The following is a 15,867-nucleotide window of genomic DNA, read 5'->3' as shown; positions in this document are numbered from 1 at the left end:
ATGAAAGGAGAAATATGTATCTTACGGCCGTATTTATTGCTGCATGGATTTTTGCTTTATTGCCGGATCTGAATTTATAGGAAGAGCACTCATATATTACAGATCTTTAAAGTGCCATCGTTCTTGATCAACGTTTTCCCAACATATACCTTATTGCGCTGTGCCTGTCGTCAGAGGCACCGTGGCTAAAGATATCCTGATGTATAATCAGGTTTTAGAATGGCGGAAGGAGAGGCAGTAATGCCTCTCTTTTATTTTGGGGCATATCCCATCGTTCAACCATTGATGTGAACGGTTTAATCTTCTTTTTTTGCCATCTATCATAAAAAAGTGGCCGGATTCTTAAAATCCCATTATTACTGGTTAATTTTATTGGGAAATCAGCATTATTATTTTAAACAGGATATGTCAGTGGCTGAATATGTATACGATCAGGATAAAGTGAGCACGCTGCTTGGAACGATCATCAGGAACAACGGAAACGAAAAAGCGAATACCTGGCTGCAACAACGTTTGCAGCTACAACAGCAAACCGGTGCCATCCCGCAGTTTAATCAAACTTTCACAGCTATTCCGCGCTTCACAGGTAAAGAATTGATCCATCTTTCCGCAACGGAAAATGAACAGTTGCAAGCGCTGCGACCGTCATTATTCGTACATGGATGGACGTTAGACCGCCTCGTACGGGTATGGTGGCTGCTCCGGTTGCCGGTAACAAACAAAGCCATGTACCTGGAGGTGCTGGAAAACCTCTTCAATGGCGCGGAAATGAATGAGCTGGCAGCTTTATACAGCGCACTCCCGCTGTTGCCCTGGCCGGAAGAATGGATCGCCCGCACGTCGGAAGGGATCAGGTCCAATATTGGTATTGTACAGGAAGCCATTATGCTGCACAATCCTTACCCGGCCGAGTATCTCCCGGAACCCGCCTGGAACCAGCTGGTCATGAAAGCCATCTTTACCGATAAACCATTACACAGGATCACCGGGCTGGATGAAAGAGCCAATGCTGCACTGGCCGGCATTCTCGTGGACTTTGCCCATGAAAGATGGGCCGCCGGCAGAACGCTCGATCCCATGCAGTGGCGGCTGCTGGTGAATTTTGTAAACGAAGGTAACTTTGCCGACATTACCCGCATCTGGCACTCCGTCAACAGCGCTGAAAAAGAAGCCGCTGCACTCGTTTGTGCCCAATGCCATTACGAACCCGCTAAAGCATTGCTGGCCACAGACCCGGCACTGCAGGCAGAAATACACGCCGGTACTATCTCCTGGGATACCCTGGCACAAAAAATAATTAAATAATTAAATTAAAACTGATCAGATATGTGCGGAATTCATGACTTAACAGAAAAAGATCTTCAACCACTCACCTATAGCCCCGCTTATCTTAATAAAATAAAAGGCATGCGCTTCTTTGATCCGCATGTGCACATGACCGCCCGTACTACCGACGACTACCAGGCAATGGCCGATGCAGGCGTAGTAGCCATCATTGAACCCGCTTTCTGGTTAGGACAACCACGCACCGGCGTAGATACCTTCCGCGATTATTTCAGCAGCCTCCTGGGATGGGAGCGTTTCCGCGCTTCCCAGTTCGGCATCAAACACTATTGCACCATTGGCCTCAACTCCAAAGAAGCCAATAACGAAAAGCTCGCAGAAGCAGTAATGGAAATACTACCGCAGTTTATTTATAAAGAAGGCGTAGTAGGCGTGGGCGAAATCGGTTTCGATGACCAAACCCCCCTGGAAGAAAAATATTACCGCGCCCAGCTGGAACTGGCCAAAGAAGCAGGGCTCCCCGTACAAATTCACACCCCCCACCGCGATAAGAAAAAAGGAACCCAGCGCAGTATGGATATTGCACTGGAACATGGTTTGGAGCCTCACATGATCATTGTAGACCATAATAACGAGGAAACAGTCAAAGAAGTGCTCGATCGTGGCTTCTGGGCTGCGTTTACCATCTATCCATTCACTAAAATGGGGAATGAACGCATGGTAGCCGTGGTTAAACAGTATGGAAGTGAACGTATTATGGTGAATTCCGCTGCGGACTGGGGAATCAGCGATCCCCTGGCAGTTCCCAAAACCGCCGCTTTAATGCACGAAAGTGGTATTGACTTGAATGACATTCATTTGGTAACTTACACCAATGCTGTAAAAGCCTTTGCGCAGAGCGGCCAGATTAATGAAGCAGATTTTGATGTAGCAGCAAATATTGATCAAAGTGAGAAATTTAACGGAAGCTCTATACTACGTGGAGGACAGCAGCCTCGAATTGATAAAAACACAACCATCATCCGGTAACGGCCTGACAGCTTCGTCCCTGCTGGCAATGAACCATGAAAACCTAATTACGCGGTGAGTTATATTGTTAGCAAATTATTTGGATACCTACGCCTGATGCGACCAGCCAACATCGTAACTGCAATAGCAGATATATTGGCAGGCGTCGCTGTGTCGGCCTATTTTATAAATGTTACGTTCAGTACTGTTACACTGGATCTTACGCTGCCGGTGGTATGCCTGTGCCTCGCCACCATGGGGCTCTATGGTGGTGGCGTGGTATTCAATGATGTATTTGATGCCACACTGGATAGTACAGAACGCCCGGAAAGGCCCATCCCGAGCGGGGTAATCTCAAAAACACAGGCCATTATCCTCGGTAGCTACCTGCTCCTGGTAGGTATCCTGGCCGCTTTTTCCGTAGGCCGCCTTACCGGCTATGCCGGCTGGCTCGCCATCGGCGTAGCTGCCAGCGCACTCGTTTATGATAAATGGGGGAAACATCATTCCTTCCTCGGCCCCCTCAACATGGGACTTTGCCGCGGACTTAACCTCCTGCTGGGCATCAGTATTGTACCGGAAATGCTGGAAATATACTGGTGGATGGGATTCATCCCCATTCTCTATATCGCCGCTGTTACCAACATCAGCAGGGGAGAAGTACATGGTGGAAGCGTGAAAAGCCTGCGCTTTACCGCTGTATGTTATGCACTGGTATATATTACAATGGGTATCCTGGCATATATGCACCACCGCTTCTGGCTGGCACTGCCTTTTATCGCGCTGTTTATTATTATGATCAATGTGCCGCTTTTCAAAGCCATGAAAAACCCTTCGGGTCCAAATATAGGAAAGGCAGTGAAAGGAGGAATCATCGCACTGATTGCCATGAATGCCGCCTGGGTGGCCGCTTTTGCTACTATACCATTCGCAATTGCCGTAATATTATTGTTACCGATATCCCTGGTACTGGGTAAAATATTTGCCGTCACCTGATCACATTACCGGTGTCCGGCCACAAGCCGGGTACCGGCACCATTATTCCGGTGATAGCTATTCCGCTATTCCCCGCTTCATCGCTTCTTTTACCAGCCCGGCGGTGTTCTTCACCGCAAGCTTCTGCGTAAGATTTAACCGGTGCGTTTCCACCGTACGCAAACTGATAAACAACAGGTCTGCAATCTCCTGGTTGGAATATTCGTCCGCAATCAGTTTCAGTATTTCCTTTTCCCTGCGCGTAAGTGGAATCTCGTAATTAATGCGCTTTTGACCGGTAATGGCTTCATTCACTATCTGATTCCTGATTAGGTCGTCGAGAAACTGCCCGCCGGCATGCACCTCCTCAATAGCGCGGATAAGCGTTTCCGGATCAGTGCCTTTTAACAGGTAGCCGGCGGCGCCATTACGCAGCATTTGCTTCACATAATGCGATTCCATAAAACTGCTGATCGCAATCACTTTTACAGACGGATGCTTTTTCTTCACCTGCTTGCAAAGCGCTATGCCATCTATTTCAGGCATCTGGATATCCAGTAATAACACGTCGGGTTGTATACCGGGTAAAGCCTCCATCAGCGCGCCCGGCCGGTTGCTTTCATAAACAACGCAAATGTGCGGGTAAGGCGTCAGCATCGCCTTGATGCCGCTGATCACCAGCAGGTGATCATCCATGATAGCCAGTTTGATACTCATCTTCTTTTTAAATTAAAACGATGACTGCACTTCCATCAGCTGCATAATGGCAATATTAAATTCTATATATGCCGTTGTGCCGCAACCCGGTATAGCCGTCAGCGTTAGGTGTCCGTTTAATGATTTGATCCGCGTATGAAGATTCTTTAATCCCATACCGGTCGTGCTTTTCGCGATATCTTCAAAGCCAACGCCATTGTCCTCTACGGTAATGGTAAGCAACTGGTCATGTTGCGTAAGTTGAACCAGGGCTTCGGTAGCATGGGCATGCTTAATCACATTATTGATCAGCTCCTGCACAATCCGGTATACCGATAATTCAAAGTTGCCCCTGAACCGCTGCATGTCGCCGGAAGTATAGAACGTGATCTGCAGCTTCCGGGAGTGACTCACATTATGGCAGAATAATTCCAGCGCACCCGCAAGCCCCATCCTGGAAAGGATTTCAGGCATCAGGTTATGGGCAGTTTTCCGGACTTCACCAATGGCGTCGTCCAGCATGCTGAGCGCATGGTTAAAACCTTTGTCCTGCTGCAGAAAAGTACGTTCATATTTGAGCGCCCAGAAATGCATTTTCACGGCGGATAACAGCCCGCCAACGCCGTCGTGCAGGTCTTTCGACAAGCGCGTGCGCTCTTTTTCCTCGCCTTGCATCATTGCCTCCAGCACCTGTACGGTTTTTTCTACTTCCAACGTTTGAAGCTGCTGTTTTTGTAAACGGTGCCGGTGCAGTAATTTCTGCCATATCAGGAAAGAACCAACCAGGATCAGTATTACGCCGGCAAAGATGAAACCAAGCCACCTGTTTTTCCGCTGTAACAGCAGGTCTTTCCGGATCAGCTCTAATTTTTTCTCCGCCAGGTCCCTGTCTTTTTTCTCAGACTGGTACTGCATTTCCAGCTGCTGTACATTCAGCCTGGTGGCATTCCCTACCAGTGAATCATTCAGCTGCTCATAAGCCTTCCGCAGGTGAAAGGCCCGCTGGTAATGCTGCTGCGCGGCTTCATTGTCGGATGCCGCCAGGTAAGCCCGCCTTAGTTCATCGCCCGCATAATATTGCCTGGCCAGGGTAATTGTTTTCTGTAGATAAATACCGGCAGCGGGGTGCTTCCCGCTCCGGTAAAGGGCATTGGCATATCCCATGTATAACTGCATCCGGTTTTCAAGCCCGGGATCATCAGTGGAAATAAGCAGCGCTTTTTCAAAGGTTCGCAAGGATTGCTCATGTTGCGAAAGATCAGTATATACCCGCCCGGTTGCAGTAAGCGCATTCAGTACCAGCAGCTGGTCGCCAGCTTTTTTACCAAGCTCCAGCGCCCGGTTGAAATACCTGCCGGCAGCCGTATAGTTACCCTCCCGGCTTTTACTTTCTCCAAGGTTGAGCAGGGCCGCCGCCATGCGCGAATTGCTGCCCAGCCGGCGCCCATGATTATAAGCCTGCACCGCATAATTAAACCCCTTCTTATAATCTCCCAGGGAAATAAAAACATCCGATAAATAGTTCATGATCATGCCCGTGCTGGCGCTGTCTTTCGCCGCATCGGCGAGTTTCAGCGCTTCCAGGTAAGCCGCCGCAGCTGCCGGGAAATTCGCCATCTGCTGGTATTCCATCCCGCAATAGCTGATGGCCCTCACCTGGCTAAGCGTATCTTTTAGGGAAGCATAAATGATCACCGCCTGCTTCAGCATGTACAGCGACTGCAAATACTGCCCCCGCATATCCTGGATATACATATAGTAACACGCAAAATCGGCTACCCCTTTATGGTACCCCAATTGCCTGCTGATCCGCAAGGCACGCATGAAGACGGCAGCCGACTTATCAAGCTGGTAAGGAAAAAGCCGGCAGCCATAGTCAATCAGCGCCTGTACCTGGTTTGCACCTGCCGGCTGCCGGTTAATCGTTTGCAACACACTGTCATCCGCAGGAAACGGGGATGCCTGCAGCACCCCGCCGCTGCCCATCGAAATACAACAAACAAAAAGTAATATTCTCAGCATTTCTGATTCACTTTTACAGCCCGGAAGGCTGTTATTGTTAATAATTCAAGGTTACCGGTTATTACGCACAATGAATGCCCCGGCGGATAACAGCCGGAAAGCTATTACCCGCCATCGCGCAGTGCGTTGACAAATGCTCAGCATGCAACAAAAGATGTGAAATACAACCGATGTTACAGGGTTAACAACATGGGCGTCCCATGTTTTTTTGGTCAAACAATTTAATTCTCAGACTGTGAAACCGTCGTTCATTTCTACAGCGGCCTAAAGTTCAGTATTTCTGTTTTAATACGCAACAGCGTATGGGATGAACGGAAGCAGGAGCGGATCAGGAGATCGGGGGAACTACGTAGATTGCCTGCTGGTAAGGCATTGGCGGGTGCCCTGCGCATATAAGTAGAACTACGCAATTTATAAAATAATGGTTTATACCGTAGCTAAAACCGGGTAAAACAAATTTCTTTGCATACCGATAAATTGATTCTACAGACTAACCCCAAAAAAACAGGCTCCGTTCCCGGGGCCTTTTTCTTTGTAAAAAATCACGTTTTTCTATGTACTTTTAAAGGCTATAGTTTTTTTTAGTCAGATGATGCGGATTTAGCCATGGAATATATTCAACAAAACTTCAATGTCAACTTCTCTTACGGTGTTTTCTTTAGCAGTAATTTATTCGATCCTGCCAACACCTGTTTAGCTACCTTCCTGGAATCAAAAGCAGAGAGTGCATACGTTAAGAAATTACTCGTTATACTGGATGGTGGCGTTGCAACGCATCACCCGGAACTAACCCAACAGATCAATCAGTACTTTCAACAGGTGCGCGGCTTTCAGCTGGCCCCTGAAATCATCACCATCGCCGGGGGCGAAGGTGTGAAAAATGATCTGCCCCTGCTTTTCAGCCTGGTCGATGCCATCGATAAATATAGCATCGACCGCCACTCCTATGTGATAGGCATCGGCGGCGGTTCCCTGCTGGATCTCGTGGGGTTTGCCGCCGCAATTTCACACCGCGGTGTGAAACATATCAGGATTCCAACGACCGTACTGTCGCAAAACGATTCCGGCGTTGGCGTGAAAAACGGCGTAAACTATAAGGGGAAGAAAAATTTCCTCGGTTCCTTTGCGCCGCCCGCAGCCGTGTTCAACGACCCGGTATTTTTAACCACCCTGGACCCGCGCGACTGGCGCTCCGGCATGGTGGAAGCCGTGAAAGTAGCCCTTATTAAAGACGCCGCTTTCTTTAACCGCATAGAAGAAAATGCAGTGGCGCTAACCGGCGGTGATATGACCGCTATGCACGAACTTATTTACCGCTGCGCAGAACTGCATATCCAACATATCGGCGGCGCCGGCGATCCGTTTGAAAGCGGCTCCTCCCGCCCGCTGGACTTCGGTCACTGGAGCGCACATAAACTGGAGCAACTCACCAACTTTGAATTACGTCATGGTGAAGCAGTATCTATCGGTATTGCGGTCGACAGCGTATACTCGTTCCTGTTAGGATGGCTCTCCGAAAAAGACATGCACCGCATTCTCACGGTATTAAAAAATATGAAACTGCCGGTATGGCATCCTTTGCTGGAAATGCAGGATGGTAAGCCTTCTCCGGTGGTAGCAGGACTGGAAGAATTCCGTGAACATCTCGGTGGCCGCTTAACAATTTCCCTGCTGCGCGCAGTAGGAAAAGGAGAAGAAGTGCATGAAATGGACCTTAACTTATTATATAAAGCAGTAGCTATCTGCAAAAATAATCAGTAATGAAAACAGCTGCAGGACATCTTACCTACTGCACAAATATTCATCCCGGCGAAAACTGGGACGACCATTTTGCGCAACTCAAAAAATTTATACCTGCCATTAAACAACAGGTATCACCAGATAAACCTTTTGGAATAGGATTGCGACTGGCTAATACCGCCAGCCTGGAACTAAGCAAGGAAGCGCCTTTGAAAGCATTTCAGCAATGGCTCCGGGAAGAGGATTGCTATGTGTTTACGATGAACGGTTTTCCTTACGGCGGCTTTCACAACGTAGTGGTAAAAGACCAGGTACATGCGCCCGACTGGACCAGCGCTGACCGCGTAGCCTATACCATCCGCCTGTTCAGGATCCTGGCAGCATTGCTGCCCGAAGGTATGGAAGGAGGTATTTCCACCAATCCGCTCGGATATAAACACTGGTGCAACCGCTGCGAAGAAGACAAGAATTCTTACACAGAAAGCGCTACGCTGAATATGTTGCTGGTGCTGGAACAGCTGGTGCGCACACATCGCAGCGGCGGCCCTTTGATGCACCTCGATATTGAGCCGGAACCCGATGGCATGATGGAAAATACCAGCGAGTATATTAACTGGTACTTCGAAAATTTACTGCCTGCCGGCATCCCGTTTATCAAAGAGAAATTTAATATAGAAGATGACCAGGCAGCAGCCGATATCATCAAAACGCATATTCAGCTGTGTTACGATGTTTGCCATTTTGCACTTGTATACGAAGCGCCTCAGCGGGTCATCGAACGTATGCGGCATCATGGTTTGAAGATCGGCAAACTGCAGATCAGCGCGGCACTGAAAGCCGATATGCCCGCAGATACCACCGCACGCAACGAAGTAACAGACGCCTTCCGTAAATTCAATGAACCGGTATACCTGCACCAGGTGATCGCGAAAAGAAAGGACGGCACTTTTATTCATTATCCCGACTTACCGGAAGCGCTGGCAGATGAAAATAATGCAGCTGTTACAGAATGGCGCTCCCATTTTCATGTACCGGTGTTCCTCGATAAATTCGGTGTATTGCAATCCACGCAGGAAGACATAAAACAAGTACTGGCCATACAACGGGAACATCCTTTTACACAGCACATGGAGGCGGAAACATATACCTGGGACGTGTTACCACCCGCCCTTAAACAGGAGATGTCTTTATCCGTTTCCCGTGAGCTGAACTGGATAAGGGAACAGTTATAAGTATCTTTGTATAGTGCCGCGCGGTGCCACCGGATAAACACCGGTAGCCCCGGCGGCAACACGCAATCTTGGAATTGTCCCCCCGGTATTATAGCTTTATGCCGGAATTGTAACGGCGATTGAATATATGAGAAAGACAGTAGTAATTGATGTAGTAGGGCTCTCCTCTTCTTTGCTGGAGTACCTGCCTTTTTTAAAGGCCTATACACAACAGCGGCACCTGGCCACCGTAATGCCTATGTTACCTGCGGTGACTACGGCTGTACAGAGCACGTACCTTACCGGCGAATGGCCCAGTGAGCATGGAATAGTAGGCAATGGCTGGTACGACAGAACCGATGCGGAAGTTAAGTTCTGGAAACAATCCAACCGGCTGGTAGACGCTCCCAAAATATGGGACCGTGCCCGCAAACTGGATCCATCTTTTACCTGTTCACAAATGTGCTGGTGGTACAACATGTACGCGAACGTGGACTACTCACTGACACCCCGTCCCAACTATCTTTCCGATGGCCGTAAAGTGCCCGATTGCTATACTTCTCCATCTACACTCCGGGATTATCTCACCGAACAACTCGGCAAGTTCCCCCTGTTTAATTACTGGGGTCCCACAGCCAGCATAAAATCAAGCCAATGGATCGCTGATGCGTCTATCCTCACGGATAAACTATACGATCCTACCCTTACTTTTATTTACCTTCCCCATCTCGATTACTGCCTGCAGAAATTCGGACAGGACCCGGTAAAAAATGCAAAGGAACTGGCAGAAATTGATGCGGTATGCAAACAGCTGATTACTTATTATCAGCAGAAGAATTGTGATCCGATTGTACTGTCGGAATACGGCATTACCAATGTGAATAACCCCGTGCATCTTAACAGGATTCTGAGGGCAGGAGGGCTGCTGGCCCTGCGTGTGGAAAATGGCCTCGAACTGCTGGATGCAGGCGCCTCCAAAGCATTCGCAGTAGCAGATCACCAGATCGCGCATATCTATATCAATGATCCTTCCTGTTATAAAAAAGTACGCTCCATCCTGGAAAAGGTGCCGGGTGTACAACTGGTGCTGGACCGGGAAGGCAAACGGCAACATCATCTCCATCACAGCCGCAGCGGCGAACTCATTGCCGTAGCCGATGCCAACAGCTGGTTCACGTACTACTACTGGATGGATGACAACAAAGCCCCCGATTTCGCCCGAATTGTAGATATATTCCGTAAACCGGGTTATGATCCTGTAGAGATGTTCATGGACCCCGCAGACCCGCTCATTAAGCTGAAAGCGGCAGGAAAATTGCTCAAAAAGAAATTGGGTTTCCGCTACCTGATGAACGTCATCCCGCTCGATGCAACCCTCATTAAAGGCTCTCACGGCAGGATCGAAGAAAACCCCGCCTATCACCCGGTGGTCATCAGTTCCCAACCCGCTCCCAAGTCGCAGCTTCAGGCAACAGACGTGTACGGGGTTATCTGGAACCAGCTGACAGGCAAATAACGGCTCCGCAATGATCAGTAATCAGCCGGCAGGTAAATAATCCTCCGGTTGTATTAACTTATTCATAACCATCTGGTTACGACTACAGGGCTGTTCTAAGCAGCTTCAAAAAACCGCCTATACCCAATGATAAACAATCAGTTACCGATCAAGTCCACCTCATCTCCGCATCAAGAGCGCGTTTACTTCATGTCCTAAGCATGTTCAAAGCATTTGCTTAGCATCACCTATCTAACTTTGCTTCATATCCAAAGTATCATCCACCTATCCATATTCCATCCTCAAAAATCTCCCAAAAATCTCCCAAAAATCTCCCAAAAACCGTCTAAATAATCCAAAAATCTCCCAAAATCCAAAAACTAAATCAGCAAAATCAGCGTAATCAGTGCTCAAGACAAAACTCGCGTTCAAGACAAAACTCGCGCTCATCAAAAAAACTCCCCATCACTGATTTATTTTTCTACATTCATGCAACCGATTGAAACGAATAAATAATATCACCGTTATGGAAAGAAGAGATTTTCTCAAAACCGGTAGCATGGCCGGATTGGGAGCAGGATTAACCATCCTCAATTTCCCCGTATTTGGAAAAAATGCCCCCAGCAACAAATTGGTACTGGGTGTAATGGGCGTTAACTCCAGGGGCAACTGGCTGGCACAGTGTGCAGCGAAACTGCCCGGAGCTGAAATAGGCTATGTCTGCGATGTGGAAGACGGCGCCATCGCCAAAGGGCTCAAGGCCATTGCGGGCGCTCAGGACCGCAAACCGGAAGTAGTTAAGGACATCCGGAAACTACTGGAACGGAAAGATTTTGATGCACTCATCGTGGCAACGCCCGACCACTGGCACGCTCCTGCGGCCATCATGGCCACGGCGGCAGGTAAGCATGTGTACGTGGAAAAACCCTGTGCACACAATCCGGGCGAAGGCGAAATACTGCTGGCAGCGGCAAAAAAACACAACCGCCTCGTGCAGATGGGAAACCAGCGCCGCTCCTGGCCTAATCTCCAGCAGGCAGTAAAAGAAGTGAAAGAGCAAAACGTATTGGGAAAAGTGTATTATGGCCGCGGGTGGTATGTAAATAACCGCGAACCCATTGGTATTGGGAAAAAGATCCCGGTTCCAGGTACGCTCAACTGGGACCTGTGGCAGGGACCCGCTCCCCGCCGCGATTACCTGGATAACATTGTACACTACAACTGGCACTGGCGCTGGCATTGGGGTACCTCCGAAACCTGCAACAACGCCACCCACGAATTGGATTGCCTCCGCTGGTTTATGGATGTGGAATTCCCTACCAAAGTCACTTCTGCCGGTGGGCGGTATGCTTATGCCAAGGACGACTGGGAAACACCGGATACCCAAACCCTGAACTTCGAGTTTGAAGGCAATAAAGCCATCGCCTGGGAAGGCCGCAGCTGTAGCCCGTTTAACCTGGAAGGCAGCGGCCGCGGATTTACCCTGTTTGGCGAAAACGGAAGCCTGTATAATTCCGGCGGCGACAGCTACAAACTGATCGACACCAAAGGTAAAGTGATCAAAGAAGTAAAACAGGCCGCCAATCCTAACCAGAGTGTAACCAATACCGTTAGTCCCGCCGGTGAGTTTTATGACGCCGTGCATATCAACAACTTCCTGGAAAGTATCCGCGGCAACGCTACCCTCAACTCCGAAATCAATATCGGTTACCGTAGTACGCTGCTTTGCCTGCTAGGCAATATAGCGCAACGCACGGGCCGCATCCTTCATACCGATCCTTCCAATGGCCATATCCTGAACGATAAGGAAGCCATGAAAATGTGGGAAAGGGAGTATGAAAAAGGCTGGACACCGAAAGCATAAATCAGTAAAACGGGTTCCGGGTAATAGTGCTGCAAGCACAAAATTTGTAAAAAAAAATGCTTGTACTATTACCCGGAATTCCTATCTTTACGAAGTTATAAACCCTTTCTCCTATTGGGTTTATAGGCTAACAATAAATATAATATCTTGTTATCCCCCATAACTTTTAGTTATCGTTGTAATTAATAATGATCCCCTACTTTTGACCTACCTGTAATTTTTATAACCAACCACACCAACCACAAAAGTTGCGCGTTCCCCGGAGGGATGATTTGAATGGAGTTTTTACAACAATCTCAGTACCTGTCAGTATTGCTGATAGGCTTAGTAGTAGGCTATTTGTCCGGTTTATTAGGGAAAGGGGGCAGTGCCATCAGCACACCAGCCCTGCAGATCTTTGCAGGCGTAAACCCGTTTTTTGCACTGGCATCGCCGCTGCCGGCGTCTATCACCAGTACTTTATCTGCCACGGCAGTATACAGTAAGGAGAAACTGTTTAATAAACGGGTGATCCTGCTGGGGGCTGCTTTCGGTGTCCCGGCCACTGTCATTGGGTCTTGGCTCAGCAGTTACCTGCCCGGCAAAACACTGATGATCATGACAGCCCTCTTTATCATGGCCACAGGTATGTCGCTCATGTATTCCTTTCTGCGCAGTAAATCAACTGGTGAATTAACCGTGGTAAGTGAAGACGTGCCGGCGGGTAAATTAGTGGTAGCCGCTTTGTTTATCGGGTTTTTATCAGGGCTGCTGGCAAATGCCGGTGGGATATTGTTTAGCTCTTTCTTTATAAAGAAATTAAAAATGCCCATTAAACAGGCGCTGGCCTGTGCGGTAGTGTTATCGGCTGTTTTATCCATACCCGGCGCTTTAACGCACTGGTGGCTGGGTCATATAGATTGGAATATAGCGCTGCTGCTGTCGCTTACTGCATTCCCTGCTTCCTGGCTGGGAGCCAAAACGGCGGTGAAAATGAAAACGCCCGTCCTCGAAAAATTATTTGCACTTACCCTTATCGTATTTGGGGTATACGATATCTTCTTTACTATCTGGAAGTAATCAGGCATGCGCCTTCATCTTATGGATGGCTTCCTGCTCATAAGGGGGCAGGCTGCTCACGATAATTTCGTAGGCATTTTGCAGGAATGTTTCCAGCTCGGTAGCCGGCAGCATATCTTCCTGTTTCAGCTGCACCCAGTGATACCGCGCCAGGTGAGGGGCCGGTACAATACCAGGTCTCGAAATCAATTCATGAAACTGCGATTGACTGCACTTAAACGATACCCGGTGAGGCGGCTCCAGGGATATCATGCAGAATAATTTTTCGCCTACGTAAAAGCGCAATTCGTTGTCCCACTTTTGTTCAGTGATGACAGCCGGAAGTGACCGGCACAGATCAAGGGTATGATCAAACATAGCAGCAGGTTTTAAAAGAATATTATTTAGGGCCGTTTTTTAAGGACGACATGTGTCAATAGTTTACATGCACAGACTAACATATTAAAATATGAAGTATGTGTGGTTAACGTAAATCTAAGCTGTAAATAGTGAATGAAACTGCCCTATAAAAATAGGAAATAAAAACCAATCCTGAATGTTAAAATGAACTTTCCTTCCGGCAGGAAATTCCTTTGCCCTGTACCAGCGGGTATTTCAAGGGAACATCGTTTTTTTTCTTAATCGAAATTTAATCCCTTCCAGGCAAAAAAGTTTCGGCTTGTACTATCACCCCCAGGGGTGTAATACAAGCCGAAAGTCAATATGGATAAGCCTTTACTAAGGTTGGGCAGCTGCCCAGCGCGCCATTTTTTGTTCCAGCACCGACAGTGGCACACAACCATCTTTCAGCAACTCATCATGAAAAGATGATAAGCTGAACCGGCTGCCGAGCGACTTTGTATATTGGTTCCGCAGTCCGCGGATCTTCAGTTCCCCGATCTTATAGGAAAGCGCCTGGCCGGGAATGGCCATGTACCGCTCAATTTCAGCGGTAGCTTCCTGTGTGGATACCGGCTCATTATCCATCATATACTTGATGGCCTGCTCACGGGTCCAGCCTTTGGTATGCAAACCAACATCCACGACTAAACGAATAGCCCGGTGTATTTCATCTGTTAAACGGCCAAAGTACATATATGGATCGGTGTATAATCCCAGTTCTTTTCCTAAACTTTCACAATACAGGGCATAACCTTCGCCATAGGCGCCAATCCACGAGAAACGGCGGAACTTAGGCAGGGAGTCGTTTTCCTGTTGCAGGGAAATCTGGAAATGATGACCTGGAATGGCCTCGTGTAAAAAAAGGCATTCCATACCGGTATATGAAAAGTCCGTTGCATCAAGGATAGGCACGTAAAATACGCCCGGTCTTGTACCATCGGCGCTGCCCTGCATATACTCTGCGGAGGCGGAAGCAGCCCGGTAAGCTTCGGTTTGGCGGATTTCAAATTTTGTTTTGGGAAGATGACCGTACATCTTTTTTACACCCGGCATGATCTTGTCCTCGATGGCTTTGAAAGAATCCAGGACAGCAGCAGGTGTTTTAAAGATGCGCAGCTTCTTATCAGTACGCACCGATGCAAAAAAGGCCGGCAGATCGCCTTTAAAGCCAGTGCTGTTCTTCACTGCTTCCATTTCACCGCGGATCCGTGCCACTTCTTTTTCTCCCAAAGCAAAAATTTCTTCGGGGGTAAGGTCGGTGGTCGTCCAGCTTTTTATCAGGAAAGCATAATACGCCTTACCATCAGGAATAGCGCCAATGCCGCTGCTGGTGCGGGCCTTAGGGAGGTATTCCTGCTGCATGAAGTCGCGCAGCTTTGCAAAAGAAGGCAGGATGTATGTTTCAATGGCCGCGCTGTACTCTTTCACCAGGGTTACTTTGGTGGCTGCATCCAGCGAATCCGGGATCGTTTTCAGCGGCGAATAGAATACGTTGTTGGCAGTATCTTTTTTTGCCAGGTCTGTTACCTGCGGAATCACTTTCACCACCAGGCTTTGCGGCAATACATAGCCGGTGGCCATTCCCCTGCGCATATTGGCGATGGCTGTGTCGGTCCATATGGCAAAGCGCTCCATACGATGCATGAAGTTATGGTAGTCCTTTAGCGTTTTAAAAGGTTGGGCGGAAGAACCGGAACCCAGTTGCGCCAGTGTGATTGGGAGGCAGGTGAACTGCTGCACTGGCATCAGGTGATCGTGAAAGGTAAGCCCCTCGCGGTTGATGCTGAACTCCCGTTGCAACATGTCATAGGTAATACGGTCGTTGCCGGAGAGTACCGCTGTATCAATGCCTTTGATTGCCTGCTGGTAGCTGGCATAGAAAGAATCGGCTTTTGCGCGGTAGCCTTCACTGATATCTATCGGCAACTGGTCGTTGTATTGGTTTTCCCCGTTCTGGGTAGCCTGCAACGGGTTCAGGGCCATGCTTTCATTGTAGTACCGCGTGGCCAGTTGACGCAGGGAGTCCTGCGTGGCCTGCGGATTACTATGACTGCCCGGTTGCTGACAAGCTGCGGCCAGCAAAGCCCCCGACAGGAGGAGGTAGCCTTTTCGTTGTAACATTTTCATATTGA

The 15,867-nt window shown here is 48.5% G+C and carries 12 protein-coding genes; 8 read left to right on the top strand and 4 right to left on the bottom strand.

What is annotated here, in order from left to right; genetic code table 11:
* The first annotated feature begins 405 nt into the window (after positions 1-405).
* From QFZ48_RS07630 to eboC, 3 genes are all read left to right on the top strand, one after another.
* Positions 406-1,305 (top strand): EboA domain-containing protein, encoded by a 900-nt coding sequence (locus QFZ48_RS07630; protein WP_429061815.1) that lies wholly within the window; start codon positions 406-408, stop codon positions 1,303-1,305.
* Positions 1,306-1,326: 21 nt separating this feature from the next.
* Entirely contained in the window at positions 1,327-2,313 is a 987-nt protein-coding gene (locus QFZ48_RS07625) for a TatD family hydrolase (RefSeq protein ID WP_089892383.1), read from the top strand.
* Positions 2,314-2,409: 96 nt separating this feature from the next.
* Positions 2,410-3,288: a UbiA-like protein EboC gene (gene eboC, locus QFZ48_RS07620; RefSeq protein ID WP_429061813.1), complete on the top strand. Its 879-nt coding sequence runs from the start codon at positions 2,410-2,412 to the stop codon at positions 3,286-3,288.
* A 57-nt stretch (positions 3,289-3,345) separates the two neighbouring features.
* Here the strand turns inward: eboC and QFZ48_RS07615 are convergent, their stop codons facing one another.
* Together QFZ48_RS07615 and QFZ48_RS07610 are read right to left on the bottom strand one after the other, a co-directional pair.
* Entirely contained in the window at positions 3,346-3,984 is a 639-nt protein-coding gene (locus tag QFZ48_RS07615; protein WP_429061811.1) for a response regulator, read from the bottom strand.
* A 12-nt stretch (positions 3,985-3,996) separates the two neighbouring features.
* Entirely contained in the window at positions 3,997-5,985 is a 1,989-nt protein-coding gene (locus QFZ48_RS07610; RefSeq protein WP_429061809.1) for a tetratricopeptide repeat protein, read from the bottom strand.
* Between the two features lie 606 nt (positions 5,986-6,591).
* On the opposite strand from QFZ48_RS07610, the gene QFZ48_RS07605 reads away from it, so the two are divergent.
* The 5 genes from QFZ48_RS07605 (at position 6,592) to QFZ48_RS07585 (ending at position 13,354) form a co-directional block, all read left to right on the top strand.
* Entirely contained in the window at positions 6,592-7,746 is a 1,155-nt protein-coding gene (locus QFZ48_RS07605; protein WP_429044418.1) for a 3-dehydroquinate synthase, read from the top strand.
* Entirely contained in the window at positions 7,746-8,957 is a 1,212-nt protein-coding gene (gene eboE, locus QFZ48_RS07600; RefSeq protein ID WP_429061807.1) for a metabolite traffic protein EboE, read from the top strand. Before QFZ48_RS07605 ends, eboE begins: the two co-directional genes overlap by 1 nt.
* Positions 8,958-9,084: 127 nt before the next feature.
* Positions 9,085-10,452 (top strand): alkaline phosphatase family protein, encoded by a 1,368-nt coding sequence (locus QFZ48_RS07595; protein ID WP_429061805.1) that lies wholly within the window; start codon positions 9,085-9,087, stop codon positions 10,450-10,452.
* A gap of 505 nt (positions 10,453-10,957) precedes the next feature.
* Positions 10,958-12,295, top strand: coding sequence for a Gfo/Idh/MocA family protein (locus tag QFZ48_RS07590; RefSeq protein WP_429044425.1), 1,338 nt, complete (start codon positions 10,958-10,960; stop codon positions 12,293-12,295).
* A 276-nt stretch (positions 12,296-12,571) separates the two neighbouring features.
* Positions 12,572-13,354, top strand: coding sequence for a sulfite exporter TauE/SafE family protein (locus QFZ48_RS07585; protein WP_429061803.1), 783 nt, complete (start codon positions 12,572-12,574; stop codon positions 13,352-13,354).
* Here the strand turns inward: QFZ48_RS07585 and QFZ48_RS07580 are convergent, their stop codons facing one another.
* Together QFZ48_RS07580 and QFZ48_RS07575 are read right to left on the bottom strand one after the other, a co-directional pair.
* The gene (locus QFZ48_RS07580; RefSeq protein WP_370911006.1) at positions 13,355-13,711 is read right to left on the bottom strand and encodes an MmcQ/YjbR family DNA-binding protein; all 357 of its coding nucleotides are present in this window, start codon (positions 13,709-13,711) and stop codon (positions 13,355-13,357) included.
* A gap of 360 nt (positions 13,712-14,071) precedes the next feature.
* Positions 14,072-15,862: a DUF885 domain-containing protein gene (locus QFZ48_RS07575; RefSeq protein WP_429044430.1), complete on the bottom strand. Its 1,791-nt coding sequence runs from the start codon at positions 15,860-15,862 to the stop codon at positions 14,072-14,074.
* Between the last annotated feature and the right edge of the window lie 5 nt (positions 15,863-15,867).

This window comes from Chitinophaga sp. W2I13 (assembly GCF_050434005.1).
Classification (GTDB): Bacteria; Bacteroidota; Bacteroidia; order Chitinophagales; family Chitinophagaceae; genus Chitinophaga.
Note: the sequence above shows the minus strand (reverse complement) of the source record. Positions and strands in the feature narration are given on the sequence as shown.